Below are 26,190 nucleotides of genomic sequence, written 5' to 3'. Positions count from 1 at the left end.
TTGGAGTTTTTGTTTTATTTGCAAGGATGATGGCTTATGCCTAACGTCCGCTTATTGGTTGACCGCTTTGCCTTCCGCGATCATTTGCCGCAGTACGGTTTGCAGGATGCCGCCGTTATGGTAGTAGTCCACATCGACCATGCTGTCGAGGCGGGCGGTTACCGGGAATTCAAACTGTGTGCCGTCCTGGCGGGTGGCGATGACCGTCAATTCCTGCCCAGGCTTCACTTCATTGCTGAGCCCAACGATATCGAACGTCTCCGTGCCGTCGATACCGAGCGTCTTCCAGCCTTGGCCTTCCTGGAATTGCAGCGGCAGGACGCCCATGCCGACGAGGTTGCTGCGGTGAATCCGTTCGAAGCTTTCCGCGATGACGGCTTTGACGCCGAGCAGGTAAGTGCCTTTGGCCGCCCAGTCGCGGGAGCTGCCCGTGCCGTATTCTTTGCCGGCGATGACGACGAGATTTTGACCTTCGGCCTGATAGTTCATCGACGCATCGTAGATCGACATCAGCGTATCGGTCGGCAGATGCTTCGTCACGCCGCCTTCCGTGCCAGGGGCAACCTGGTTGCGGATGCGGATGTTGGCGAAAGTGCCGCGCATCATGACCTCATGGTTGCCGCGGCGGGAGCCGTAGGAGTTGAAATTCTTGCGGGCGACGCCGCGATCGCTCAGATAGATGCCCGCCGGGCTGGTCACCGAGATATTGCCGGCCGGCGAGATATGGTCGGTCGTGACCGAATCGCCGAGCAGGGCAAGCACGCGCGCGCTGCGGACATCGGCGATATCCTGCAGGCCGTCGCCGATCTTTTCAAAGAACGGCGGGTTCTGGATGTAGGTCGATTTCTCGTCCCACTCGTACAGCTCGCCTTCCGGAACCGGAATGGCGTTCCAGCGCTCGTTCTGGGTGAACACATTTTCGTATTTGGCCCGGAACATGTCCGGGCTGACGGACAGGCCGATCGCTTCCTTGATCTCCGCCGAAGACGGCCAGATATCCTTCAGGTAGACCGGCTGGTCGTTCTGATCGTAACCGATCGGATCGTTCTGCAGGTCGATATTGACCGTTCCGGCCAGGGCGTAAGCGACGACAAGCGGCGGGGACGCCAGGTAATTCGCTTTGACCTGGGCGTGCACGCGGCCTTCAAAGTTCCGGTTCCCGGACAAGACGGCCGCGACCGTCATATCGTTCTCCGCGATCGCCGCGCCGACTTCATCCGGCAGCGGGCCGGAGTTGCCGATGCAGGTGGCGCAGCCGTAACCGGCGACATGGAAGCCGAGCGCTTCCAGCGGCTCGATGAGTCCGGCTTTTTGCAGGTACTCGGTAACGACCAGCGAGCCCGGAGTCAAGCTGCTCTTGACGTAGCCCGGCTTCTTGAGGCCGCGCTCCACGGCTTTTTTGGCCAGGAGGCCGGCGCCTACCATAACGCTCGGGTTCGAGGTGTTCGTGCAGCTCGTGATTGCGGCGATGACGACCGCACCCGTAGTCAGTACGCTGGTATCGCCGTTCGGATGCTTGACTTCCACCTTTTGCTCGATCTTCTCGTCGCTGAGGCCGTATCCGCCCTTATCGACAGGCGTACGGATAATGCTGTTGAAGCTGTCCTTCATCTCGGTCAGCTCGATCCGGTCCTGCGGGCGTTTCGGCCCGGCAAGGCTCGGCACGACGGAGGCGAGATCGAGCTCGATCAGATCGGAGAATACCGGATCTTCCGTCTGGCTCGTGCGGAACATGCCCTGCGCCTTGTAATACGCTTCAACCAGCGCGATTTGCTCCTCGGTACGGCCGGTGCTGCGCAGGTAGGCGAGCGTTTCCTGATCGACAGGGAAGTAGCCGATCGTCGCACCGTATTCCGGAGCCATATTGGCCACCGTAGCTCGGTCCGCCAGGCTGATGTTCGCCAGGCCCGGTCCGTAGAACTCGACGAATTTGCCGACCACGCCTTTTTTGCGCAGCATCTGCGTCACCGTCAGCGCGAGGTCGGTCGCCGTAGCGCCTTCGGCCAGGCTGCCGGTCAGCTTGAAGCCGATGACTTCCGGCGCCACGAAATACAGCGGCTGTCCCAGCATGCCGGCTTCGGCTTCGATCCCGCCGACGCCCCAGCCCACGACGCCGAGGCCGTTGATCATCGTCGTATGGGAGTCCGTGCCGACGAGGGAATCCGGGAAGACGACCGTTTCGCCGTCAACCGTCTTCGTCGCGGCGACCGAGGCGAGATACTCCAGGTTGACCTGGTGCACGATCCCGGTAGCCGGAGGGACGGCGCGGAAATTGTTGAACGCCGTTTGCGCCCAGCGCAGGAAACGGTAGCGTTCTTCATTGCGTTCGAATTCAACGTTCATATTATATTCAAGCGCTTCGGGAGTACCGAACGCATCGACCATGACCGAGTGGTCGATAACTAGATCGACGGGCACGAGCGGGTTGATCTGTTTCGGGTCGCCGCCGGCCTTCTTCACCGTGTCGCGCATCGCGGCCAAATCGACCACGACCGGAACGCCGGTAAAGTCCTGAAGCACGATTCGTGCCGGAATGAACGGGATTTCTTTGTTGTCGTCCCGGCCTTCGCTCCAGCCGGCGATTTGCTTGACGTGCTCTTCGGTAATCGCTCTTCCGTCAAACTGGCGGACGGCGGCTTCCAGCAGCACTTTAATGGAGAACGGGAGTTTGCTTATTTTCCCCAGACCCTGCTCCTCCAAAGCCTGAAGGTCATAGTAACGGTAGCTTTTGCCTCCGACCTCGAGGGTCCGGCGGCTGGCGAAAAAATCGTTCTTTGACATGAAAGGACCTCCTTGTTTCACTAGATGAAACTCGATTTCAAAACTCACTATGTTAAGTATACCGTCCCCCAAGGTGCGAGTAAAGAACTTTTTGTTCCCAATTTGCTCCCGGTATTGCCCGATTTACGCGAATGAATGGGCTTACACGGTCATCCGGCGCATGACCATACGGCGGGCACATACTCGGCCGTGCGCTCTCATATAATTTTCATAATGGGTATATTTCCTTATTTGGAATTAAAGGAGGTCCAGAGCAATGGCGGACGAATGGAGAAAGGCGCTGTCCCTTTACGTGAACCATTACAACCAGGACGAGGTCGATTACCGCCCGCGGACGGCGGAGACGACGATCACGGATCTGGATTATTTGCTGCGGCGCGGCGAGCAGAAGCGGAAGCTGGCGGAATGGTACAAAGGGCGCGGAGCCGTGCCGCTTCGCTCCGAAACCCGGGCCCGCCTGCTGCGCGAGATCGAGAACCGCGAAGGCGAGATGGAGGTGGAACTGCTGCTGGCCCAGAAGACCGATTATGAAAAAGGCGGCGCCCGCCATCAGGAGGAGCGCATCGTCAAGCAGCGCTTGACTCTTCAGCGCGAAGGCGGGGGATGGATGATCACCCGCGTCATTCAGCCCGTGCCCGAACGGAGCGCGGTCCCGGTTCTGCCGGATTACGGCGGCGAAAGCGGGGGCGGAGGAAAACACGGCTCGCCGCGCCCGTTTCTGAACCACGAAGTGCTTGGAGGCGGGGGGCTGCGCAGCGACCCGTACCGGCGGGAGGACGCCGTTCTGTACGCGGACCGGTGGTGGGACGGATTCAATCCCGAGTTCGCCGAGTTCGAGGTCGACTGCACCAATTATATCTCCCAGTGCCTCTTTGCAGGCGGGGCCCCTATAAACTATACTGGAAAAAGGGAATCGGGCTGGTGGTACAAGGGTTATGTCGGGGGCAAGGAAGGCTGGAGCTACAGCTGGTCGGTCGCAAATGCGCTGGAGCGCTTTTTGACCAACAGCGGATCCGGACTCCGAGCGGAGCTCGTTAGCCGGCCCGAGCAGTTGGAGCTGGGGGATGTCATCGTTTACGATTGGGATGGGGACGGGTCCTTTCAGCACAGTACCATTGTTACCGCGTTTGATGCGGGCGGCATGCCGCTGGTGAACGCCCATACCGTTCCCAGCAAGCACCGGTATTGGGATTACCGGGATTCTTACGCCTGGACCGAGAGCACGGTGTATCGTTTTTTCCATATTGCGGACCGGTTCTGACCGGCCATTTGGGGGCAGCGCGGTTTGCCCCGTTTACATCTATTGAAAAGAGGTTGCGCATGGGACAGGAAAAATTGACCGTAGGGCTAATCTACGGCGGAAAATCGGGAGAGCACGAAATTTCGCTGCAAACGGCTTTTGCGGTTTCAAAAGCGTTCGATTACGCAAAATACGAATTGATTCCTTTTTATATAACGAAGCGGGGGGAATGGAGAGTCGGCGAGACATTGACCGCGCCGTTTGCGGATCTGGAGCAATTGCAGCTTGACGCCGCAAGCGGCGGAACGGCCGAGGCGATCAACCTGCTGTTCAAAGGTCTTTCCACCGGTGCTCCGGCGATCGATGTCGCTTTTCCGCTGCTGCACGGAACGAACGGGGAGGACGGAACGATCCAGGGCCTGTTCGAAATGGCCAATCTCCCATATGTCGGCGCGGGCGTGCTGGCGTCGGCTGCGGGTATGGACAAGGTGGTCATGAAGAAGCTGTTCGCGGAAGCGGGGCTTGAACAGTGCAAATATTGCTATTTCACCGCCCCGGAATGGGAGCGCAACGGCCACATCCTGATCCAGGGAATGGAGGAAAAACTCGGCTATCCTTGCTTCGTCAAACCGGCGAACCTGGGCTCGAGCGTCGGCATCTCCAAAGCGAGAACAAGAGAAGAACTGATCCGGTCCATCGAGCTTGCGCTCCGCTATGATGTGAAGGTTATCGTCGAGGAATTCGTCGACGCCCGCGAGGTGGAAGTCGGCGTGCTCGGCAACGATGAACCGCTGGCTTCCGTTCCGGGCGAGATCGTCACCTCCGCCGAATACTACGATTACCAGGCAAAATACTTGGACGGCAAATCGCAGATGCTGATCCCCGCTCCGGTGGACACCGAGCTGGCCGACCGCGTCCGCGAGCTCGCGGTGAAGGCGTTCAAGGCGATTTCGGGGAGCGGGCTGTGCCGGGCCGACTTTTTCGTGAAAAGATCAGACGGAACGATCTGGATCAACGAGGTCAACACAATGCCGGGCTTCACTCCGTTCAGCATGTATCCGCTGCTGTGGCGCGAAACCGGCGTGTCCTACGAGGCGCTGCTCGACCGTTTGATCGAACTGGCGCTCGAACGCTTCGAAACGCGGCAAAATCTGAACTTCGAAAACGGAATCCAATAAGACCGGAAAGGAAGACGATGGGCATGGGCTTTCAAACGGAATTCAATTCGGTATGCAAATTCAAGAACGAACAGGAGCTGTACGAACTGCTGGAATACGGCCGCGGCAAAATGCTGAAGCAGGGGCTGCGCGTATTTCCGACGGGGCAGAAGGTAATCGCTTATACCCCGGATAACAAGGCGGTCGCGATCGTAAAGATTACGGCTTGCGTGGCCGAAATCAATTTTAACGGGGAGGAAGTCACCTCGGTGGAGCTGCAGCTCATCCGTCCGCTGACCGAAGAGGAATCGGCGGTGCAGACGGCGCTCGCCTACGAGATGTTCTTCGGGGAAGCCGGGTCCGGTGCCAAGTGATCGTCCGGTTCGGCTATGTCGCCATGTCGACCGTGGTAGCGGGCGCGTCTCCATCGAAGACAATGACCTACAAAACGTTCAGCGGCTTGGCGGACCGCGAGGCGGCCGTCCGGAAGCTGGAGTCGATCGCCGCGGAGAATTTGCACAATACGCTGCGGCTGCTCCGGCACAATCTGGCGCATGACATCAAGGTTTACCGCTTCTCCTCGAAGCTGATTCCGCTGGCGACTCATGAGGCCCTGAAGGGATGGAATCCGTACGAGGCGCTGCGCGAGCCGTTTGCCGAGGTCGGAGCGTTTGTGAAAAAGCACGGCATGCGCGTATCGTTCCATCCGGACCATTTTACCGTATTCAGCACCCCCCGTCCGGAAGTTCTCCGCAGCTCGGTGCGGGATCTGGAGTATCATAACGCGATGTTTGCGGCGATGGGGCTTGACCGCAGGGCGAAGAACAATATTCATGTGGGCGGAGCGTACGGGGACAAGCCTTCGGCCGGAGAGCGGTTTAAGGAAAATGTCGCGGCGCTGCCGGACATTTTCAGGCAGAGAATGACGCTGGAGAACGACGACAAGACGTTTAACGCCGTCGAGACGCTGGAGCTCAGCGAGGCGCTTTCCCTGCCGATGGTGCTCGACATCCACCACCAATCGGTGAACAATGACGGCGAGGACCCCGCGGAGCTTTGGCCGCGCATCCGGCAAACGTGGACAAGCCCGTTTGCCCAGGCGGACGCACCGCCGGATGACCCGCTGCCGCCGAAAATTCACGCCTCCAGTCCGAAAAGCGCCGGTGACCCGCGCGGTCACGCGGATCATGTAATCGCCGCGCCACTGCTGGATTTTCTCCGCAAGATCGCCAAAGACACAAAGCGGGTTGACGTCATGCTGGAGGCCAAGCTGAAGGACGGCGCTCTGTTCGCTTTAATGGAAGACCTTGCCCGTTATCAAGGCGACGGAGTGGAAATTTTGGACGGGGCCAGCGTGCGGATCAAGCCGTGAGTTTGTACGGGTTTCGCCCTTGAAATTGCTTCGGAAATAAGGTAAGTTGAACAAAACGAAACCGGGTGGAAATTAAAGGAGGCCCTTATTCATGGGAGAATTGTTGGCAGGTAAGAATATCATTGTCATGGGCGTGGCCAATGACCGCAGCATCGCCTGGGCGATCGCCCAAAGCTTGGCGGAGCAGGGCGCCCGTCTTGCGTTTACATACGAAAGCGAACGCGTGGAAGGACGGGTGCGCAAGCTGGCGGAGACCATTCCGAATTCGCTCGTTCTGCCCTGCAATGTGACCGTCGACGCCGAGATCGACAAGCTGGCCGATACGCTGCGCACCGAGTTCGGCGTGCTGCACGGGCTGGTGCACAGCATCGCTTTCGCCAAAGCGGAGGACCTGGCCGGCGACTTCTTGAGCACGTCGCGCGAAGGATTTGCGCTGGCGCATGATATCAGCGCCTATTCCCTCGTGGCGGTCGCGCAGCGCTTGTCCGGGCTGATGACCGAAGGCGGAAGCATCATGACGATGACTTATATGGGTGCGGAGCGCGTCATGCGCAACTACAATGTCATGGGCGTGGCGAAAGCGGCATTGGAATCGTCCGTACGGTACCTGGCCAACGATCTCGGACCCAAGAATATCCGGGTCAACGCGATTTCCGCCGGACCGATCCGGACCCTGGCTGCCAAGGGCATCAGCGATTTCAACTCGATTCTGAAACAGGTCGAGGAGAAGGCGCCGCTGCGCAGAACGACGGAAACGGCGGAAGTCGGCGACACCGCGATGTTCCTGCTCAGTCACCTGTCCCGCGGCATTACCGGCGAAGTGATCTATGTCGACGGCGGATACAATATCGTGGGGGCTTAATCGAACCAGCAAACGAAAAAAGTTCGTGTCCGGCGGCGCTGATCTTGAAGCGCCCGGTGCGGACTTTTTATATAATGTCGGGTCATGTCGGAAGGTTGCCCGTTTCCCGGGAACCGGGTGAAAAAAGGCGCAACTTTGCATAACGGTCGGCGTATAGTTGTAAAAGGGAAATTTTGCAAGATTCATAGAGGCGGTTTATAGAATACATGAAGAAAGTAGCGTGAAGCAATTGGATTCGAAACCTAGTATTCCTTATGTTGTAGGCAGCAAGAGTCCGCTCGCCGTGGCAATCAATTGCGCCGCGAAGGCGGGCGAATGGATTAAAAGCAGGCTCGGCACGGTTAAGGAATTAAGTACGAAATATTCCCCGCAGGATTTGGTGACCGATGTGGACAAGGGAGCGGAGACGATGATCCGCAAGCTGATCCTGACCCATTTTCCCAATCACGATATTTTGGGGGAAGAGGGAGTGGCCCCGGGTGCGGCGGCGTCCGAGGCGGCGCTGGCCAAGGCCAAAGCTTCCGAATATTTGTGGATTGTCGATCCCGTGGACGGCACGACCAACTTCGTGCAGGGGTTTCCGTTCTTCTGCGTGTCCATCGCGCTGGCCTATAAAGGCGAAGTGATCATCGGGGTCATTTACGACCCGATTCGGGACGAGATGTTCGTCGCCGAGAAAGGGAAGGGCGCCTATATGCACGGTAATCCCACTCGCGTGTCGGAAGAAAAGCTGTTGGCGGACAGCGTGGTCGCCGTCGGCTTCAATCCGGACCGGACATTTGCGGCCCCGGTCAACCTCAAAGGCATCGTCGCCCTGTCGGAAGCGACCCGCAGCCTTCGCGCCGCCGGTTCCGCTGCGCTTCATTTAGCCTATGTGGCGGCTGGACGGCTCAGCGGCTACTACGAGGTCAATCTCAATGCTTGGGACAGCGCGGCCGGCGCGCTGCTTGTGCGGGAGTCGGGAGGAATAGTGACGGATACCGCGGGCAACCCTTATGACATCGGAGTCCGCAATCTGGTTGCGAGCAACGGCAAAATCCAACGCCAGCTGCTGGATGTCATTACGGCGGCGGGAGCAACCGGATTGCATTAGCGAGAGCGGGGCTCATTACGAAGGATGCCACTTTTTATTGGAAGGAGTGTCTAGGGTCATGAGCGATAACAAAGACCTTGAAAGAGAGCTCAGCGAGATGCTGAGCGAACAGGAGCAAGCGAGCAAGGAAGAGCGTTTGGAGGAAGAGCGGAGACGATTGTCTCCCAAATACGAAATCCGCATTCAGACCAACCTCGACCCCATCGTGGAAGAGACGCGGAAATACCGCAGCATGGCCAAAGAGATCGACGGTCGTTATGACGAATATTTAAAGAAGACGAAAAAGGAGTGAATTTATGAATTTTGGCATGGCGAACGGCCGGGGCCGGAGTCTTTGCTCCGGGATGCTCGCCGCCGCTTTGTTTCTGGGCGGCGGTTCGGCGGCTCTCGGCTCATCGCCCCGGAGCGGGATGGCGGCCGCGGCAGGAACGGCAGAGCGGCAGGCCGGCTCGCAGGTCCAGGCCGGCCAATTGATCGTGGCGCTCGGCGATTCCATTACCGCCGGCTATGAGCCGGGGATGACCGGCACCTCGACCCCGTACGGCTACGTCGACCGGCTGCAGGAACAGGCATGGTTCCACGGCCGCGCAGAGGTTGCCAACTACGGCGTGCTGGGATTGACGTCGGGCGGACTGCTGAACTTCGTCTCCGCCATGAAAGAAGGCAAGGCGGAGGTCAGCGCCGAAGAGATTCAGCCGGGACTCTCCGATCCGCGGATTGCCGCGTTTGCGGCCGGCGTGGCGGAAGCCAGGGAGAAGCTGGAGCGGGCGGACGTCATTACGATCACCATCGGCGGCAACGATGTAACGACCCTGATCGCCGATGCAAAGGGAATGACGGAAGGCCAGTTAAAGACAAAAGCCGCGGAATTGTTCGGTACATACCGGGCTAATGTCGAGCGGGCGGTATCGCTGATAACCGAAATCAACCCCGAGGCGCTCATCGTGCTGGCCGACCAGTACCAGCCGGTGCCCAAACTGGCGGGAGCGGACCTTTACAAGGAACTGAACGCGGCCGCCGCGTCTTTTACCGCCGTGGTTGACGGGTTGGCCGGCCAATTTGCGGCCGAGGGGAAGGCGGTTCAGGCCGCGCATGTGGCCGAGGCTTTTGCCGGCAAGGAATTGTCGCTGACGCATATTTTCGCGGAGGACGTGCATCCGAACCAAGCGGGCTATGAAGCGATCGCCAAAGTGATGGCCGAGAGGATTTGGGGCGGCTATCTCGAAACCGCGGCTCAAGCGGGCAAAGCGGAGATTTCCGTCGTCGTGCGGGGCCAGGAGCTTCAAACTCCGTATCCGCCGGTGCTAAAAAACGGGCAAACCTTCGTCGCGTTGAAGGATCTTGCCGATGCGGTCGGCGGCGAAACCGGATGGGACGCCAAGACGGGCACCGCGACCGTTGCCCTGGGCGGTGTCACCGTAGAGATTCCGATCGGCGCCGGCCAAATAACGGCGAACGGGGTCAAGCTCGACACGGCTTCGCCGGCCTTCCTGCACAAGGTCGGCAAGGAGTCGAAAACCTATGTGCCGCTGGCCGCGGTCGCAACCGGGCTCGGACTCGATATTCAATACAGCGGCAAAGCAAAAACGGCATTTATCAATTTATAACTGTAAAATAGAATAGAGCTGCCGAAACAACAAGAACACGGCCGATTCCGCGGGTGCGGAAGGGCCGTGTTTTTTGCTATAAAATGCCGAATTTCCGCTTGAACCGCATAATTTCCCTTACGGCCGCCTGCTGGCCTCCCGCCTCGCGCAAAGACCGCCCGATTCTCGCGCTGCCGAGCCGGTAATGCTCCGAAGTCAAAATCTCGTCGACGCAGGCCCGCAGCAGCTCGGGCGTCAAAGCAGCCGCGTCCAGCATCCGCCCCGCTCCCAGCGCTTCAATGCGGCCGGCCACGGCGGGCTGGTCGGCTGCCATCGGAACGACAATGAGCGGAACGTCGAAATACAAAGCCTCGTGCACGCTGTTCATTCCGCCGTGGGTAATGAAGAGATCGGCCTCTTGGAGAACGGCCAGCTGAGGGACATGGGGGCGAATGATAAAATGTTCCGGCAGGACCCCAAAGCCGGCGATGTCCGTATTTTTTCCGACCGATACGATCACAAGGCCGTCAAAATCCCGCAGCGCTTCGAAGCAAAGAGCATAAAATTGCGGAAACTCGTTAAACACGGTTCCCAGCGAAATGTAGACGGTTCTTTGGCCCGGCTTCTTCTCTAACGGAAAGTCCAAGGGCTCTCCCCGATCATGAATCGATGGGCCGACGAACCGGTAGCTCTCGTCCAGCGTGTCGGCTTCGGGCTGCAACTCCCTGGAGGTGAACAGCAGATTCAGATCGCCGGGATTAAAAAACACGTTTTGTATTTGCAGCTTAGATCGGATTTTGTATTTGGCTTCCATTTGTCGCGCCAAAGCCATGAATTCCTTAACGTATCTGCGGTTGCTCTCCCGCATGTCTTCATCGCCGGAGCTTCCGCCGGACATGCGCTCCGAATAAACAAAGGAAGTGCAGGTGGCAACGTGGGGGAGCCTCAGCATCCCGGCCACAATATTCCCGCAGCCGTACATGGAATCGTGAATCAGATAATCGAATGTTCGGGTCTCCGAAATTTCGCGGATACACGGCAGAATGATGTCGTAGGAAGACAGGATCAGATTGGATAGCGGCATCAACCCGCCAAGACTGGAGGCCGGAGCCCCCGCCAGAAAATTGCCGTAGGCCACAAAAGCGGCGCCGAGGCGCTCCAGCTTGGAGCGATATTCCTCGCTCGACACATATACGATTTCTTCCCCGTGGGTAATCAATTCCTCCACCAGCCCCAACGTAGGATTGACATGGCCGCTGGCCGGACCATTAATGAAAAGTACCCTTGCCATAATGAAACCCCTTCTTTAACCGGTGACTTTTTGCTGTCTGTACCGCATTCTGAATTCGATCGGCGTGAGCCCGGTGCTGCTCTTCACCAGGCTCGACAAGCTGCTGGGATTCCGGATGCCCACCAGCCGGCAGATCGCTTGAATCGAGTGGTTGCTCTCCTTCAGAAGCCGAAGCGATTGCTCCAGCCTGACGGTTTTCAAGTAACGGATCGGCGAAATTTGCATGATGCAGCTGAATTTATAGCAAAAATAGTTAGAATTGTAACCGATTACATTTGCGATGTCGTAAAGGGACAAATCCGGGTTGTCCATATGCTCGCGGATATAACGGGTGGCCAGAATGATCGATTTCCCGTCTTTGGAGATCGGGCGGCCGGGCGACAAGGGCGATGCGGCCGGTTTCGTGGCGGCGATCTGCTCCAGGATTTCCGAGACGAGGGAAAATAGCGCATTGGACAGATCGATTTGCCGCCGCTGGGTATGCACCTGCCGCCCCAGCTCGGAAAGACGCGCCAGAATGTCTTCGGTATAAGCGCAGGAGGAAGCCGTAAAAGGCGCATCGAGAGCTTTGATCAGATCATGGTTTTCCAGAAAAGCGGAATGAAACGAGAACCAGTCGGCATGGGCAGGAAAAGCGGAAGCGGGCGGAAATTCCCGCAACCCCGGAGGAATCAGGGTGATTTCGCTCCGCCCGCGCTCCCCCGTATGGCCTGAAGGCGAAGACCAGATCAGGACAAAGCGGGATTTGACGGAATTCGGTTGAAGGCCTGTCCCGCAAGTGAGGAAGTAGACGGGCAACAGCTCCGTTAAGGTCAGAACGGGCAATGGTTTTCCCTCCTAAATATAGCCTAAGCTGCATTTCCTGAATATATTGGCAGTTTCTGAATTATTGAATATTGAATGCTTAAAGGAGGCTTTCTACAATAAAAAGGAGATACCTTCGATTTCCACTTTATTGAATTATATCATATTTTTCGGGAGAGAGACTTGATGCTAGCGATTGACCGGCAAAAAATAGACGAATTCGAGTTCACCTCCAGGCTGAACGAAATCGGGAAATCCGAGCCGTTTCGAAATCCTGAAGGAAAAGCCTATGCCATCTGTCTGGGCGGCGCGTTCGAGGTGATAACGCTGGTGGTATATCTTCGGGACCATGGAGCTTCGATCCTGCTCTTCCATGCCGATACCCCTCTTAACGAGGCCAAACGGATGGCGCTTGAAGCGGGATGTTCCTATTTGGTACACGGAAAATGGAGCGAAGTGTGCGAGCTGAATGCCCCGGTACACGAAGCCCTGTCCGATCACCCGGGTCTGCTGCAATTCAGCTCCGGAACGACCGGGCGGCCGAAGCTGATCTTCCGGCCCTGGACGGAGGTGGCGGAGGAAATCTCGGCCTATAATCTTGCCCTGCAGCCGGAGCCCGGGGAGTCCGTCCTGGTTCTGGCGTCCGTATCGCACTCCTTCGGTTTGATAACCGGAGTGCTGGCGGCCATGGAGCGGGGGGCCGAGGTGACCGTCGTCCAGAACAAGAACCCGAAATTCCAGCTGAATATGGTCCGTTCCGCCGACCGTGCGGCCATTTACGGCGTCCCGTTTCTGTATCAATTGCTCCTGACCTTGGGCAAGGGGGAGCTGCGCTTCCATAAGCCGATCAGCTCCGGCGCGCCGCTGTCGGACAGTCTGCTGCAGCGGCTGGGGAACGCCTCCGACCAGGTGTGGCAGCAGTACGGCTGTACGGAAGTCGGTTGCGTCTCCCTGGGGACAGGCCTAGCCTCCCGCTGGGATATGGGACGTCCGCTTTCCAACCTGCGGGTAAGCCTGGAGCCCGCTCCCCCCGGAGAATCCGCCGGGATTACGGTGGAGAAGCCGTCGGAGCAAATCGTCCGTACGGGAGATGCGGGCATCGTAACGCCGGAAGGAAGGCTGCATATCTACGGCAGGCTGGATGATCTGATCAATGTCGGCGGCCTGAAGGTCATTCCATTGGAAATTGAAAGCGTTATCGAAGGCATGCCGGGGGTTCGGGAGGCCGTTGTCTTCCGGACGAAGCATCCCGTGTGGGGGGAAGCAGCCAAAGCGCTGATCGTCGCCGGGGAGAACATCGCCGAAGCGGATGTGAAGAGCTGGTGCATGGGCCGCCTGCCACCTTACAAAATTCCGGCATTCATTGAGAAGGTTGCCGAGATTCCGCGGCTGCCCTCGGGAAAAATCAGCAGAAAATTATTAGAAGAACAGGAGCGAATTCAAAATGGAAACTAGAAGTCAAATTGCGGAGAAACTGAAAGGCATTTTAGCGGAGGACCTGGAGCTTAACGTTCCGGACGATCTGCAGGAATCGGCGCTGCTTTACGAGGATTTGAACGTGGACTCCATCGTCATGCTGCAATTGGTCGTGTATCTCGAAGAATATTTCGGGATCGTCGTTCCCGAAGAAGAAATGGGGCCGGATACCTTTAAAACGGTCGGCATGGTGATCGATTACGTCGCAAATCTGCAAGGAGCGTCGGCCTAGCGATGACGGAACCTATCATCCAATTCGGGATCGTCGGCTTCGGCAGAATCGTAGAGTTGATTCATATGCCTACGCTCAAACGGCTGGGCGGCATCAAGGCGGCGGGGGTGTACGACATTACCGCCCAGCGCCGGGATTTGGCCGTCAAGCGGGGTTTGGAGGCGTTCGCGGAGCTGGACGGCCTGCTGTCTTCCCCGATCGACGCCGTGCTGATCGCGACCCCGCATCAGAGCCATTTTGAGCTGGCGAAGCAATGTCTTCAATCCGGCAAGCATGTCATTTTGGAGAAGCCGGTCACTTTGACTTATGCGGAAGCCGTCCAATTGCAGAAGGTCGCGAGCGATTGCGGCAGGGCCGTCACCGTGTTTCACAACCGCCGTTTTGACCGGGACTATCAACTGGTCAAGCAAGTGATTGAAGAGGGAGAATTGGGCCCTCTGCTGTTCATAGACCGCCGGCATCATTCCTTCGGCTCCGGCGCCAGCTTCGGCGTCAAATCGTTCCACCCCGATTGGCGCAACGAAGCCGATTACGGCGGAGGCGCACTGCTCGATTGGGGAGTCCATCTGATCGATCAATTGCTGCGGCTGGAGATCGGCAAGTTTGCGGAAATCGACGCGGCGCTTCATAACCTGCGCTGGCGGCAGGGCGACGCCGAGGATTATGTCCGGGCTTCGATCAAAACGGATCGGGATATTTTGCTGTCGTTTGAAATCAATTTCGGTTCCCATGCCGCTAGCCCGCTTTGGGTTGTCGGCGGGGAGAACGGCACCCTCGAGATCGATACCGACAAAGAAGCGGTGCTTCATATCAAAGGGAAACCCGCGCAATCAATCGAGCTTACCCCGTCCCTGTATGACGGGGCTCAAACGATTTACGAATCGTTCGTCAAGCATTTGACGGAAGGGGCGCCTCTCGCCATCACCATGGATGAAGCGGTGGAAACCATGGCTGTGGCGGATGCGATCCGAATCTCGGCCGAACGGCGTCAGGGGGTGCGGTATGGCGATCTTGTTCTCGGCGCCACAAGCTGAATTCGCAATCATCCGCGAGGCATGGATGGAGCAAGTCGGAAAGATCGGAGAAAAGGGCGTGTTCGTCGGCGGACCGGAGGTCGCGGAGTTTGAAAAAGCATTCGCCGCTTATTCCGGCACCGAATATGCCGTCGGCGTCGGCAACGGGACGGACGCTTTGTTTCTGGCGCTCAAGGCGCTGGGCATCGGCCCGGGCGACGAAGTGATCACCGCGGCCAATACGTTCATCGCCACGGTCAATGCGATCTATAACACGGGTGCAACGCCGGTGCTGGCGGACTGTGGCCCGGACTATGTCCTCGATTTGGAGGGGGTCCAAGCTTTGGTCACTCCGCGTACCAAGGCGGTGATTCCCGTGCATCTGTACGGCCTGATGGCCGATATGCCCGCCTTGACCGCATGGGCCGCGGAGCGGGGCATTGCCGTTGTGGAGGACAGCGCCCAAGCGGCCGGAGCCGGCCTGAACGGCAAACCCGCCGGCAGCTATGGAGTTATGGGCTGCTTCAGCTTTTACCCCGACAAAAATTTGGGGGCGCTCGGAGACGGCGGAGCCGTCGTCACCTCTTCGCCGGAGCTGGCCGAGAAGCTGCGGAAGCTGCGCAATCACGGGGGCGAAGTCCGTTATAGCCATGAATTCCCGGCCTACAACAGCAGGCTGGACCCGATTCAAGCTTGCGCGCTGAAGCTGAAACTGCCGCATATGGAGGAGTGGTCCGGGCGCAGACGCCAGGTGGCGGAATGGTATGACCGGCATTTGGCCGGTATCGACGCGGTGAAGCGTCCCGTGCTGGCGTTGGACGGCAGCCACGCTTATCACCTGTACGTTATCCGGGTGGACCGGGAAGCGAGGGAACCGCTGAAGAAGCATTTGCAAAAGAAGGGAATCCTGACCGCCATCCATTATCCGGAGCCAGTGCATTTGACTCCCGCCTACGCCCATCTCGGCCGGCCGGGACAATTTCCCGTCGCAGAACAATATGCGGGCGAAATTTTGTCGCTTCCGATGCATATCGCCATGACCGAAGCGATGGTGGCGCAGATCGCCGGAGAAATAGGGAAATTTTTCGAATAACCGCCAAGATAAAAGAAAGGGGATTGCTATGTCATTACTACAGGAAGAAACGGTGATTTCCGATTTAAAGCGCATGATCGCCGAACTCTCGGAACGGCCGGAGCTGGAGCATTTACTGGACATGGAGCAATCCATTCTGGAGAACGGGATCGATTCCATGCGCGTCATTCAATTGGTCGTTATGATCGAGGGCCGTTACAATATCGCTTTTGACGATGATGAGCTCACTTTGGATAATTTCTCCACCCTGCGGTCGATCAGGGATAAAATCTTTGCCAAGTTCGAGGTAACTCCGTGAAAGGCTCGCGGCAGGTTCACTGCTGGCTGGATTGCTACGCTCATCTGATCGAACAAACCGGCCATCTCGATTACCGGCCCATGTATATCGGCGTCTGGAACGCCGCTTTCAAGGCCGACGAGCACGGCATTTATTATTTCAGCGACGAGGCGGACGCCATGAATTGGCCGGAACGCTTCGAGCGGTTATATGGCAGAAGCTTAAAGCGCTGGTTGGATTACGGTAAGGGCAAAAAGGAGAACTTTGCTCTTTTGCAAGGGCTTATCAGGAGCATGGGGAACAAAGGGGCGATTTTGGTAATCGTCGACTTGTTCTGGATTCCCTATACTCCGCAATATCAAGCGAAGCATACTCCCCACGTCATCATCCTCAAGGAATGGGACCGAATGCAGGGGCAATGGCGCTATGAAGACCCTTATCTGGACCGGTACGGATGGATAGGCCACGATGAACTGGAGGCCGCCTTCTATTACGAGGATTTGGCTATGGGGGTTCTCTTGGACACGAGTGAGCTGCATGCCCCGGACCCCGCGCAAATCCGCTTGCTGATGGAGGAGGAGTCGGCGGCGGGGCCGGGCCTGCTGATCGGGGAAGTGGAGCGTTTCTTGTCCGCCGCTTGCGGCCGGAAAGATGGCGGCGTTTCGAAGCTGTTGTTCTCATCGATTGAGCAGGTCGGCGTCATTTCCAAAAGAATGAACGGATATGCTCCGGTGCTTCAATATTTCGCCGGGGACGAGCCGGGTGAAGCGGAAGCGGGGGTCAAGGGGGCGAATGAACTGGTCAAGCTCTGGGAGAGCCTGATGCTGTCCCTGGCTCGGCTGGCGGTTCTGGGCAACCGCATGGATTATTCGAAGATCGAAGGAAAGCTCCGGGAGCTTGAAGCCCGGGAAGCCGAGGTAAAAGCCGAGCTTCTGCGGGTTTACCGAATTTGGGACGAAGTGACCCCGAAAGACGAGGTGGGGGGAAGAACATGAGTGTCATGAGGCTATATTGGAGGCTGCAAAAGTACCATCCGGCCAACCGCCGCCGGGTCGGCGCCGTTTTTTTACTGGCTTTTCTGGTTATGGTGCTTAATTTATATCAGCCTGTTCTGATCTCCCGCTTTATTGACAGCGTTCTGGTGAACGGCCGGCAGGAACTGGTATTCCCGATTCTTTCGATGTATCTGGGGCTGGCCATCGCCGGTATGGTACTTAACATCCTGCAGCAGACGCTAAGCCGCTACTTGGAGATTGATCATATTCTCGGCCTCAGAGCCGTGGTGCTCGGCCATTTGCGCAAAACTCCGATGACCGAAATCGAGAAGAACGGGCACGGGAAATATCTGGAGCTGATGGGGAATGACATTTCGAAGGTAGCCAGTTTTCTCATTTTGATTTTTGTGGAGTTTATAACGCTGGTATTTCAGATGCTGATTGCGGTCGGTCTTATATTCTTTATGGATTGGCGGCTTGGAATTATCGCGCTCATCAGCATACCGCTAACGTTCGCCCTGCCCCGCCTGCTGCGGTCGCCTTTGAAATCGGCGGCGGAAAATGTCCGCAGCCACAATCAGGACATTGGAGGCTATCTCGTGGAAAGCATCAGCGGTTCCCGCGAGATCAGGGCTTACGGATTGGAAGGATGGGAGAAAGCGCGCAACGATCGGATGTACAAAGGGCTGATCCGTTCCAGTACGATGGAGGGCATGTTCCGCAGCGTATCGGGCCAATCGGGCATGCTGATCGTTTCGATCACCGTAACGATACTCTACGGCCTCGGAAGCACGCAGGTAATGAACGGCGCGATCACCGTCGGGATGATGGTTGCGGCCATCCAGTACATTTTCATGGCGCTGCAGCCGATTCAGGCGATGAATCACCTTTACGGCCATATGATCAGCAGCGAAATATCCATGACGAGGCTTTTGGAGTTTTTAAGCAGCCCCGTCGAGGCGGCTTCGTCAACCCAATCCCGGGAAGTGCCGGCGTCCGAAGCGGACGAGCCGGTGATCTCCGCACGCGGTCTGAACGTATCCTATGACGGAATCGGGATTCTCAAGGGCGTCGATTTCCAGGTGTACGAAGGTCAACTGGCCGCATTTGTCGGGAGAAGCGGCTCGGGCAAAACGACGCTTTTTCGCACGCTGCTCGGGTTTATGCCGGTGGAATCGGGCGAGCTTCATGTCAAGCGTCTGCCGCATCGCGAGTGGTCGAGGGAGATGCTGGCCGAGCACTGGGGCGTCGTATTTCAAGAGAACTTTTTGTTCAAAGGGACGCTGTATGAGAATGTGGCGTTAGGCAGACAAGGGGTCGGCGAAGAAGAGGTATACCGGGCATTATGCGAAGCGGATTTGAAGGATTACGTGGACTCGCTTCCGAACGGGCTGCACACGCATTTGGATAACCAGGGCTTTCAACTGTCGGGAGGCCAGCGCCAGCGCGTGGCGATCGCCAGAGCCATCGTTAAGGCACCGGATTTTCTTGTGCTCGACGAACCGACCTCCGCACTGGACCGGCATACGGAAGAGCAGGTGATGCAATCGCTGCATAAGGCGATGCGTCATAAAACCACGCTGATCTCGACCCATCGGCTGGATATGATCATGGCCGCCGACGTGATTTTTGTGATGGAGAACGGCAGAATCATCGACCGCGGTACGCATCAGGAACTGCTGGAGCGCTGCGAAAGCTACGTTCTGCTGGTGAATAAACAACTTGCGGAAGAGAGGGAAGCCCGGGATGAATGCCTTACCGGAGTTGCGGAAAGAGTGTAATTTCAAACTAGCGTTCATGGAATGCTTTACGTCGTGCGTAATGACCTATATCCGGTTAATAGGCCGCGACCACAGGATTTTACTGCTGGACTATTGGAATCTCGATTACGAGTTCCGCACCCTGATGTCCAGCAAAAACGCGAGAAATTTCCCGCTTGACTATTTGTACGGGATCGATTTGAAGTTTCAGTCGGGCGATGCGGCATCCTTGACGGAAGAACTCCGCAAGGGGAGCAGCGTCATTCTGCTGTGCATGGCGTCCAGGCTGGAGTATTTCCCGCAGGCTTACCTGACCATGGAATCCAGCGGCTTTCAGCACTCGGTGCTGATTCACGGGCTGGATCCCCTCCGCGGCTATGCCGTGTTCGATCCGATGACGGATTACGCGGGGTACTTGGCCCCCGAGGCCGTTGCCCATGCGGGCAAGACCGGGCGCAATGACACCCTGCACTATTTTACGCTGGTCCAAAAGAAGGTCGATTCATTGCCCACGAACAGGGAAATCCTGGAATTTTGCGCCGGACGGAACCTGGTTTTTTACCGGGGGGAGAAGCCTGAAACGGTAAATAAGGTACAGGATGAAACCGGATCCGATGCAAGATGGAAGATCTGGTACGAGTGGTTCGCCAATCGGCGCGGCGGCAGCCAGTCGTTCAAGTATTTTATCGCCGATCTCAAAGATGCGCCAAATTGGCCGCAAGCGAAGCGGGATGCCTGGATTAAGCGAAACAGCACGACGATCTCTTCCATTCGCCTCCTCCGCCAGCAAATTTGGGAAACCTACCGCGATTTTATGAGCTTGGATCAGGCCGATGCGGAAGAGGGGGAACGGCAAATCGGCGAAATTTCCGAGAAGTGGAGAAGGCTGAATTATTTATTGCTTAAATTTAAGAGCGCCGGGGACAGGGATAACGCCATAGAGCTTATGGAAAATAAGATCGCGGAATTGCAGCAGTCCGAAATGGCTTTCCTGGCCTGGTTGAAGCAGAAGGCGGGCGAGGGGCATGGATCACAACAAAATCGATAGTGTGTTGAAGCCGATTTTACTGGAGGTTATGCGCGAGGGGACAAACATCGATGAGATCCGGGAGGATACCGACCTCATCAATGATTTGGCGCTCGATTCCATATTGATCGTCAACCTGTTCGCGGAGCTGGAGGAAGAGTTCCGAATTTCCATCCGGGCGAAAGATTTGGAACAGCCGATTTTAAAGGAATACAGGTATCTCAAACAATTTGTGATGGAGAAGATATCCGATGACGATGGAATGGCTGATTGACAAAATGCGGCGGTATCCCGGCAGGGAGGCTATGATATTCGGCGATGAACGGGTTACGTATCAGGGCTTGATCGACTGCATCGAGTTGTGGAAGCGCTTGTTGGCCAAAGAGAATATTCGGCCCGGACAGGTGGCCGCGCTTACGGGAGAATACTCTCCGTCCCTCTGCGGCGCCCTTTTGGCACTAATGAATAACCGCAATATTATCGTTCCTATGTCCGTTCAGGGGCAGCAGCAAAAAGAGCAGCTGGAAATCGCCCATGCCGACGTTCTGGTTGCTTTGGAGGGCGACGGGGGATACCGAGCCGTTCATTATGAACGGGGCTCCCGGCCTCCCATGCTGCAAAACCTGGCCGATGCCGGGCATCCGGGCCTGATTCTGTTCACCTCCGGCACGACCGGCGTGCCCAAAGCGATCGTCCATGATTTAATCAAGTTCGCCGAGCGGTACAAAACGCCGCGGGACACGCTGCGCACCTTGACCTTTCTGCGTTTCGACCATATCGGGGGCATGAATACGCTGCTGCACACGCTGGCTAACGGAGGGACGGTCGTTTGCCCCAAGCAGCTCTTGCCCGACGACATTTGTGCGATGATCGAGCGATATGAAATCGAGCTGCTTCCCACGACGCCGAGCTTCCTCAATCTTCTTCTGATGACGGGAGCCTACCAAAGGTATGATATGTCCTCCTTGAAGATGATCACCTACGGCACGGAGGTCATGCCGGAATATACGCTGCTCCAGCTCTACGCTGCGCTGCCGGGCGTACAGTTTAGGCAAACCTACGGCTTGTCGGAGATCGGCATCTTAAGGGCCAAATCGAAATCGGGCGATTCGCTCTTGTTTAAAGTCGGGGGAGAAGGCGTGGAAACCGAAATCCGCGACGGTATTTTGCATATCCGTTCGAAGTTCGCGATGGAGGGGTATTTGAACGCTCCCAATCCGTTCGACGAAGAGGGCTGGTTCAATACGCAGGATCAGGTGGTTCAGGAAGGGGATTATATCCGCATTTTGGGGCGGAGGTCGGAAATCATCAATGTTGGCGGGCAGAAGGTATACCCCGCCGAAGTTGAGGCCGTACTGCTGCAAATGCCCGAAGTGAAGGACGTGACGGTTCGCGGTGAACCCAACGTGCTGCTCGGCCAGATCGTGACGGCGGACGTCAATGTGGTCGAAGATATCGACGCCAAAGAATTAAAGCGGAGGGTCCAGGCCTTCTGTTCGGAAAAACTGGAGAGACATCAGATCCCCGTTAAAGTGTCGATTGAAGCATCGAATCTCTATTCGGACAGATTCAAAAAAATACGCAACGGATCGGGCGTGTATACAAAATGAAATTTTACATATGCTCCATCTCTTTTCGTCATACACTGACTTCGTTTCAGGATCTCATCTCTTTTGCCGGCGAACGGGGCTTTGCCGGTATCGAGCTGTGGGGAGCCCACGCGGAGACAATATCCGAGGGCGATCCGGCGGTAACGGAACGTTATGTTGCCGAGATGCGGGATAAGGGGCTGAATGTGTCCATGATCAGCCACTATATACCTCTAATGGCGCCGGAAGAGGACATGCCGGATGTCATGGCGCGCTGGCGGCGGCTGATCGCTCTGGCCGAGCTGTTCGGCAGCGACAAGATCCGCATCTTTGCCGGAAGCCGGCCCAGCGTTTCGGCAACGCCGCGGGATCTGGAATTATGCGCCGCCAGACTGCGGATGCTGGCGGAAATCGCTTACGAGTCCGGGATATATACCGTGATCGAGTTTCATCCCGACACGTATTTCGACACGCTCCCGTCGGCCCACGGGCTGCTGCAGGCGGCGGATCATCCCGGCATCCGGGTAAATGTGGACTTCCTGCATGTTTGGGAGTCGGGGGACGATCCCCTTCATGCGCTGAATGTATTAAAGCCGTGGGTCGGTTATTTCCATCTGAAAAACGTAAGCGACCGCGCCTATTTGGACGTGTTCAAGCCGGAAAATGTTTATTCCCCGAGCGGGGACAGAAGAGGGCTGACCGCTTTGTCGGAAGGCGTCGTCGACTATGCCCGGATTCTGCGGCATTTGCTGCAGGGAGACGAGGCATATCCGGCATCTCTCGAATGGTTTGGGGACCGGCCCGCCCAAAGGCTGGAGTCGGAGATGAAGTGGATCAAGCAAATTACGGAGCAGGTACAAGCCATATAAAATGCTGCCCGGTTAAAGGAGGAGCTGCAAGTGATCAAAAGGTACCCGACACTGGGCGTTCTGAACAAGAGGCAAGCGGAGGCGCTGCAGGCGAAGCTGCTTTACAGCGTGGAGAACATTTCCGCTTGCTCCCTCGAACCCGAAACTCAGGAGATTGTTATCGGTCTGACGTCCGATACCGATCTTGCCGTCGTCAACGAAACGGTAAACAAGCTGATCGATAAGGAGAAAACGAACCGCATCATCGGCCACCGGACGGTCTGGACTACGGAAGAGCAAGATCAAAATGACGGAGAACATGGCCGCGGCGATCACCGGATCGAATCGGTATTCTCCGTCGACGGGACGGTCCGCAGCGGCCTGGCGGTCGTACTCGCCCAGCGCCTCGACGCGCTGCTGGTCGATCTCGCTTTAAGGCATCGGGCGGAGCTGCGCAGCTACAGCTCCAAGATTTCGCTCGACACCTTGAACAAATGCGGGTATATCGCTTCTTTCCCGCAAAATCTCTACCTCGTGGCGGAATTCCCGCATGCCCTTCAAACCTTGGAGCAGGTCAGGCATGCGGAACGGCTGGACGAACTGGTGCGTTTAAGCCCTTTTACCCTGTCGCCTGCCGTTTGCTTTCACTGTTACGCGGAGCTATCGGGCCTGAGACTCAAGGGGCCGCTGGCATTGACGGCGTCGGGCCTCTGCCACCGGCATGAAGCCCCATGGCGGCTCGGCAACCACCGGCTGAACGAATTCACCATGCGGGAGATCGTGCTGTTCGGGGACTCCGCCCATATTGAAGCGCAAAGATCGGCGATCATGGAGGAGGTCTGGAATTTGTTCCAGTCGCTCGGATTGTCCGGGAAGATCGAAAACGCCAGCGATCCGTTTTATTTCTCGGAGGATTCCGCCAAAGGCCAGCATCAAATTATGGGCAATATGAAATATGAGCTGATCGCCGATCTCGGCGAGCCGCGCGGCTCGTTCTCCATCGCATCCTTCAATCATATGGGGGATTCCTTGTGCAAGCCGTTCCAGGTTCATGATACGGACGACGCTCCGCTGAACTCCGGCTGCGTCGCCTTCGGCATCGACCGGTGGGTGTACGCGCTATTGTCTTCGTACGGGCCAAGCAGCACGGAATGGCCTGCGGAGGTCAGAAAGGCGCTTCATCTGGATTAAGAAGATTTTTACCAAAGAACACGGCTAATTCCGTCGGTAACGGAATCGGCCGTGTTCTTTTTTTGGCAAGCAGCGATGTGATTTCAATTCCGTATGATCGCACATAAGCTCATTAGAGTTGGACATTTGGCACCCGTTTGCTTTTGGCTAATCTGGTAAGGAACCTTAGCAAAAGACAAAGGAGAGGAAGCGAAGCATGCCGAAAGTTGCCGACAAATACCTGGTGGTCGATCCGTGGAAAGTCGCCGAGGAAGGCTTTGACCCGGCCCGCAACCGGGTGTCCGAGTCGATTTTTTCACTGGGCAATGAATATATGGGAGTCAGAGGTTATCCGGAAGAGGGCTACGGCGGCGATACGCTGCTGGGGAGTTACTTCAACGGGCTGTTTGAAGAGAGCAAGGTGGACGCCCACTATAAAGGCATCATCAAATCGCTGCGCTTTATGGTGAACGCGGTAGATTGGCTGTACACCCGGATTACGATTGAAGGGGAAACGCTGGATTTGGCCGCAAGCCGCTTTTCCGATTACCGCCGGGAGCTGGATTTCCGCAGCGGCGTGTATACCCGGGAACTGGTATGGCATCTGAACAGCGGCAAAAGCGTGAAGCTCAGCTTTCAGCGCTTCGTCAGCATGACGGTGTCCCATTTGGGCTGTCAGCGGATCGCGTTCGAGCCGCTCAATTTTTCCGGCACGGCCGAGGTGCGGACCGGGCTGGATTTTTCCGTTGTGCATGAGGATCAAGGCCGCAGCTACTGGGGCACGCTGAAACGGCAGGAAGCGGGAGGGGCGGCCGCAATTCTGGCCCAGACGGTAAACACGAAGAACCGGCTGTTTTCCGCTTTTCGCGTGGAGGCGCCTGTGCAAATCAGCAGCAGGCTGGTGGAAAGCGACCGCTTTATCGGCCGCGATGTGGTGCTTTATTTGGAGCAAGGCAAGCGGACGACCATAGACAAATTGGCGGTGAATTACGCCGAGAAAGATTCCGGCATCGATCATGAAACCGTATGGCGGACCGGACTGGAGCTTACAGAACGGTATGCCGGTCTCGGTTATGACGAGGCGGCCGAGCAGCAGCGGGAATATTGGTCACGGGTATGGAAGGATTCCGACATCGCGATTGAAGGCGACCCGGAGAATCAGCAGGGCATCCGCTTCTGCATTTTCCAGATGTACCAGACGTATCACGGCGACAATCCGGGCTTCAATATCGGGGCCAAGGGGCTGACCGGCGAAGCTTATCGCGGACTCGCCTTCTGGGATACGGAATCGTACTGCCTGCCGTTTTATATTTTTAACAATCCTAAGGCGGCCAAGAGCTTGCTTGAATTCCGCTATAAAAGTCTTCCGTATGCGCTCCGGCGGGCGAAGGAGCTGGACTGCGAAGGCGCGTTCTATCCGATCGCGACGATCGACGGGACGGAGAGCTGCGATCTGTGGCAGCATTCCAACCTGCAGCTGCATGTCGGAACCGCCGTCGCTTACGGCATCCGGCATTACGTCAACATAACAGGGGACACCGCGTTTTTGTATGAGAAAGGGCTGGAGATGCTGATTCAGATCAGCCGCTTCTATGCGACCCGAGGGCAATTCGGGCAGAAAACCGGTGAGTACGGGTATTTCGGCGTCATGGGGCCGGACGAATTCCAACTGATGGTCAACAACAACTGCTACATTAATCTGATGGCGAAAAAAATGTTCGAATACACGCTTGAAGTGATCGGGCAAATGCGCGCCGAGGAGGCTGGCGCCTTCGTCAAGCTTGCGGGCCGCCTCGGCCTTACGGAGGAGGAGCAGGCCGACTGGAAGCATAAAGCCGAGTCTATGAAAATTCCGCGTGACGCGGAAACGGGCGTATATGAGGAGCATGACGGTTTCTTCGATATGCCGCATCTCAATATTCACGATATTCCGGTTACGGATTTTCCGCTCTACTCGCATTGGTCTTATGACCGGCTGTACCGCTACGACATGATCAAGCAGCCGGACGTGCTGATGTTCATGTTCCTGTACAGCGGACAGTTCACGCTTGAGGAGAAACGCGCCAATTACGATTATTACGAGCCGCGCTGTATTCACGAATCGTCGCTGTCGCCGTCGATCCATTCGATCATCGCCTCCGAGATCGGGCGGCCGGAGGAAGCGTACAAATTTTTTGAATTTGCGACGCGCCTCGATCTCGACAACTACAACCGCAATACCCGCGAAGGCTTGCACACCACCTCAATTGCCGCCGCCTGGATGAATATCGTTTACGGATTCGGGGGCATGCGGTCGGACGGGGAAAAGCTGGTGTTCGGGCCGACGATCCCCGAGCGCTGGGAGAAATACAGCTTCCCGATCACCTTCCATGGTTCGAAGCTCAGAGTGGAAGTGAACAAGGACTATGTTCACTTCCGTACCGAGTCGGGTGAACCGGTAGATATGATCGTTTACGGCCAGGATTACCGCGTCGGCGCTGAAGGGATCAAGATCGCGCTGGAACGGGTAAAGGTAGGGTGATCG

The 26,190-nt window shown here is 56.8% G+C and carries 24 protein-coding genes; 21 read left to right on the top strand and 3 right to left on the bottom strand.

Annotated features, from left to right (window positions below):
• Positions 1–51: 51 nt before the first annotated feature.
• On the bottom strand, positions 52–2,781 hold the full coding sequence (acnA, locus tag V3851_RS09890) for an aconitate hydratase AcnA (RefSeq protein WP_331846375.1): 2,730 nt from the start codon (positions 2,779–2,781) through the stop codon (positions 52–54).
• A 256-nt stretch (positions 2,782–3,037) separates the two neighbouring features.
• Here acnA and V3851_RS09885 point away from each other — a divergent pair, with 256 nt between their 5' ends.
• From V3851_RS09885 to V3851_RS09850, 8 genes are all read left to right on the top strand, one after another.
• Positions 3,038–4,042, top strand: coding sequence for an amidase domain-containing protein (locus V3851_RS09885; RefSeq protein ID WP_331846374.1), 1,005 nt, complete (start codon positions 3,038–3,040; stop codon positions 4,040–4,042).
• Between the two features lie 59 nt (positions 4,043–4,101).
• Positions 4,102–5,199, top strand: a complete 1,098-nt coding sequence (locus tag V3851_RS09880; RefSeq protein WP_331846373.1) for a D-alanine--D-alanine ligase — start codon at positions 4,102–4,104, stop codon at positions 5,197–5,199.
• Positions 5,200–5,222: 23 nt separating this feature from the next.
• On the top strand, positions 5,223–5,552 hold the full coding sequence (locus tag V3851_RS09875) for a hypothetical protein (protein WP_331846372.1): 330 nt from the start codon (positions 5,223–5,225) through the stop codon (positions 5,550–5,552).
• Positions 5,549–6,550, top strand: coding sequence for a UV DNA damage repair endonuclease UvsE (uvsE, locus tag V3851_RS09870; RefSeq protein ID WP_331846371.1), 1,002 nt, complete (start codon positions 5,549–5,551; stop codon positions 6,548–6,550). Before V3851_RS09875 ends, uvsE begins: the two co-directional genes overlap by 4 nt.
• A gap of 91 nt (positions 6,551–6,641) precedes the next feature.
• Entirely contained in the window at positions 6,642–7,412 is a 771-nt protein-coding gene (gene fabI / locus V3851_RS09865) for an enoyl-ACP reductase FabI (RefSeq protein ID WP_331846370.1), read from the top strand.
• Between the two features lie 229 nt (positions 7,413–7,641).
• Positions 7,642–8,505: an inositol monophosphatase family protein gene (locus tag V3851_RS09860; protein ID WP_414859294.1), complete on the top strand. Its 864-nt coding sequence runs from the start codon at positions 7,642–7,644 to the stop codon at positions 8,503–8,505.
• Between the two features lie 58 nt (positions 8,506–8,563).
• Entirely contained in the window at positions 8,564–8,797 is a 234-nt protein-coding gene (locus V3851_RS09855) for a hypothetical protein (RefSeq protein WP_331846368.1), read from the top strand.
• Positions 8,798–8,801: 4 nt separating this feature from the next.
• Complete coding sequence (locus V3851_RS09850) at positions 8,802–10,112, top strand: stalk domain-containing protein (RefSeq protein ID WP_331846367.1); 1,311 nt, start codon at positions 8,802–8,804, stop codon at positions 10,110–10,112.
• A gap of 76 nt (positions 10,113–10,188) precedes the next feature.
• Here V3851_RS09850 and V3851_RS09845 read toward each other — a convergent pair whose 3' ends face one another.
• Together V3851_RS09845 and V3851_RS09840 are read right to left on the bottom strand one after the other, a co-directional pair.
• Positions 10,189–11,382 (bottom strand): macrolide family glycosyltransferase, encoded by a 1,194-nt coding sequence (locus V3851_RS09845; protein ID WP_331846366.1) that lies wholly within the window; start codon positions 11,380–11,382, stop codon positions 10,189–10,191.
• Between the two features lie 15 nt (positions 11,383–11,397).
• Positions 11,398–12,207 carry a helix-turn-helix domain-containing protein gene (locus V3851_RS09840; RefSeq protein ID WP_331846365.1) on the bottom strand — a complete coding sequence of 270 codons (810 nt, stop codon included), beginning with the start codon at positions 12,205–12,207 and terminating at the stop codon, positions 11,398–11,400.
• Positions 12,208–12,372: 165 nt separating this feature from the next.
• Here V3851_RS09840 and V3851_RS09835 point away from each other — a divergent pair, with 165 nt between their 5' ends.
• From V3851_RS09835 to V3851_RS09775, 13 genes are all read left to right on the top strand, one after another.
• Positions 12,373–13,641, top strand: a complete 1,269-nt coding sequence (locus V3851_RS09835; RefSeq protein ID WP_331846364.1) for an AMP-binding protein — start codon at positions 12,373–12,375, stop codon at positions 13,639–13,641.
• On the top strand, positions 13,631–13,894 hold the full coding sequence (locus tag V3851_RS09830; protein WP_331846363.1) for a phosphopantetheine-binding protein: 264 nt from the start codon (positions 13,631–13,633) through the stop codon (positions 13,892–13,894). Before V3851_RS09835 ends, V3851_RS09830 begins: the two co-directional genes overlap by 11 nt.
• A 2-nt stretch (positions 13,895–13,896) precedes the next feature.
• Positions 13,897–14,928: a Gfo/Idh/MocA family protein gene (locus tag V3851_RS09825; RefSeq protein WP_331846362.1), complete on the top strand. Its 1,032-nt coding sequence runs from the start codon at positions 13,897–13,899 to the stop codon at positions 14,926–14,928.
• Positions 14,897–16,000 carry a DegT/DnrJ/EryC1/StrS family aminotransferase gene (locus V3851_RS09820; RefSeq protein ID WP_331846361.1) on the top strand — a complete coding sequence of 368 codons (1,104 nt, stop codon included), beginning with the start codon at positions 14,897–14,899 and terminating at the stop codon, positions 15,998–16,000. The genes V3851_RS09825 and V3851_RS09820 overlap by 32 nt, the downstream gene beginning before the upstream one ends.
• Before the next feature lie 28 nt (positions 16,001–16,028).
• Positions 16,029–16,298: an acyl carrier protein gene (locus V3851_RS09815; RefSeq protein ID WP_331846360.1), complete on the top strand. Its 270-nt coding sequence runs from the start codon at positions 16,029–16,031 to the stop codon at positions 16,296–16,298.
• Positions 16,295–17,272 carry a DUF6005 family protein gene (locus tag V3851_RS09810; RefSeq protein ID WP_331846359.1) on the top strand — a complete coding sequence of 326 codons (978 nt, stop codon included), beginning with the start codon at positions 16,295–16,297 and terminating at the stop codon, positions 17,270–17,272. Before V3851_RS09815 ends, V3851_RS09810 begins: the two co-directional genes overlap by 4 nt.
• Entirely contained in the window at positions 17,269–19,053 is a 1,785-nt protein-coding gene (locus V3851_RS09805) for an ABC transporter ATP-binding protein (RefSeq protein ID WP_331846358.1), read from the top strand. The genes V3851_RS09810 and V3851_RS09805 overlap by 4 nt, the downstream gene beginning before the upstream one ends.
• Complete coding sequence (locus V3851_RS09800) at positions 19,019–20,080, top strand: hypothetical protein (RefSeq protein ID WP_331846357.1); 1,062 nt, start codon at positions 19,019–19,021, stop codon at positions 20,078–20,080. The genes V3851_RS09805 and V3851_RS09800 overlap by 35 nt, the downstream gene beginning before the upstream one ends.
• Entirely contained in the window at positions 20,058–20,333 is a 276-nt protein-coding gene (locus tag V3851_RS09795; RefSeq protein ID WP_331846356.1) for an acyl carrier protein, read from the top strand. The genes V3851_RS09800 and V3851_RS09795 overlap by 23 nt, the downstream gene beginning before the upstream one ends.
• Positions 20,311–21,669: a long-chain fatty acid--CoA ligase gene (locus V3851_RS09790; RefSeq protein ID WP_331846355.1), complete on the top strand. Its 1,359-nt coding sequence runs from the start codon at positions 20,311–20,313 to the stop codon at positions 21,667–21,669. Before V3851_RS09795 ends, V3851_RS09790 begins: the two co-directional genes overlap by 23 nt.
• Positions 21,666–22,517 (top strand): sugar phosphate isomerase/epimerase family protein, encoded by an 852-nt coding sequence (locus V3851_RS09785; protein ID WP_331846354.1) that lies wholly within the window; start codon positions 21,666–21,668, stop codon positions 22,515–22,517. Before V3851_RS09790 ends, V3851_RS09785 begins: the two co-directional genes overlap by 4 nt.
• 30 nt (positions 22,518–22,547) lie before the next feature.
• Entirely contained in the window at positions 22,548–23,687 is a 1,140-nt protein-coding gene (locus tag V3851_RS09780) for a class-II aminoacyl-tRNA synthetase family protein (protein WP_331846353.1), read from the top strand.
• A gap of 196 nt (positions 23,688–23,883) precedes the next feature.
• Complete coding sequence (locus V3851_RS09775; protein ID WP_331846352.1) at positions 23,884–26,187, top strand: glycoside hydrolase family 65 protein; 2,304 nt, start codon at positions 23,884–23,886, stop codon at positions 26,185–26,187.
• The last annotated feature ends 3 nt before the right edge of the window (positions 26,188–26,190 follow it).

Origin of the sequence: Paenibacillus haidiansis, assembly GCF_036553665.1 — a bacterium.
GTDB classification, from domain to species: domain Bacteria; phylum Bacillota; class Bacilli; order Paenibacillales; family Paenibacillaceae; genus Fontibacillus; species Fontibacillus haidiansis.
The sequence above is the reverse complement of the archived record's forward strand: the minus strand, read 5'-3'. Positions and strand labels throughout refer to the sequence as shown.

Bases quoted from the DNA above. Each gene is read 5' to 3' on its own strand.
- V3851_RS09815 (WP_331846360.1), top strand. From the start codon at position 16,029: ATGTCATTACTACAGGAAGAAACGGTGATTTCCGATTTAAAGCGCATG.
- V3851_RS09825 (WP_331846362.1), top strand. From the start codon at position 13,897: ATGACGGAACCTATCATCCAATTCGGGATCGTCGGCTTCGGCAGAATC.
- V3851_RS09800 (WP_331846357.1), top strand. From the start codon at position 19,019: ATGAATGCCTTACCGGAGTTGCGGAAAGAGTGTAATTTCAAACTAGCG.
- V3851_RS09805 (WP_331846358.1), top strand. From the start codon at position 17,269: ATGAGTGTCATGAGGCTATATTGGAGGCTGCAAAAGTACCATCCGGCC.
- V3851_RS09795 (WP_331846356.1), top strand. From the start codon at position 20,058: ATGGATCACAACAAAATCGATAGTGTGTTGAAGCCGATTTTACTGGAG.
- V3851_RS09785 (WP_331846354.1), top strand. From the start codon at position 21,666: ATGAAATTTTACATATGCTCCATCTCTTTTCGTCATACACTGACTTCG.
- V3851_RS09835 (WP_331846364.1), top strand. From the start codon at position 12,373: ATGCTAGCGATTGACCGGCAAAAAATAGACGAATTCGAGTTCACCTCC.
- fabI (WP_331846370.1), top strand. From the start codon at position 6,642: ATGGGAGAATTGTTGGCAGGTAAGAATATCATTGTCATGGGCGTGGCC.
- V3851_RS09855 (WP_331846368.1), top strand. From the start codon at position 8,564: ATGAGCGATAACAAAGACCTTGAAAGAGAGCTCAGCGAGATGCTGAGC.
- V3851_RS09845 (WP_331846366.1), bottom strand. From the start codon at position 11,382: ATGGCAAGGGTACTTTTCATTAATGGTCCGGCCAGCGGCCATGTCAAT.
- V3851_RS09820 (WP_331846361.1), top strand. From the start codon at position 14,897: ATGGCGATCTTGTTCTCGGCGCCACAAGCTGAATTCGCAATCATCCGC.
- V3851_RS09790 (WP_331846355.1), top strand. From the start codon at position 20,311: ATGACGATGGAATGGCTGATTGACAAAATGCGGCGGTATCCCGGCAGG.
- V3851_RS09775 (WP_331846352.1), top strand. From the start codon at position 23,884: ATGCCGAAAGTTGCCGACAAATACCTGGTGGTCGATCCGTGGAAAGTC.
- V3851_RS09885 (WP_331846374.1), top strand. From the start codon at position 3,038: ATGGCGGACGAATGGAGAAAGGCGCTGTCCCTTTACGTGAACCATTAC.
- V3851_RS09850 (WP_331846367.1), top strand. From the start codon at position 8,802: ATGAATTTTGGCATGGCGAACGGCCGGGGCCGGAGTCTTTGCTCCGGG.
- V3851_RS09880 (WP_331846373.1), top strand. From the start codon at position 4,102: ATGGGACAGGAAAAATTGACCGTAGGGCTAATCTACGGCGGAAAATCG.
- V3851_RS09875 (WP_331846372.1), top strand. From the start codon at position 5,223: ATGGGCTTTCAAACGGAATTCAATTCGGTATGCAAATTCAAGAACGAA.
- V3851_RS09830 (WP_331846363.1), top strand. From the start codon at position 13,631: ATGGAAACTAGAAGTCAAATTGCGGAGAAACTGAAAGGCATTTTAGCG.
- acnA (WP_331846375.1), bottom strand. From the start codon at position 2,781: ATGTCAAAGAACGATTTTTTCGCCAGCCGCCGGACCCTCGAGGTCGGA.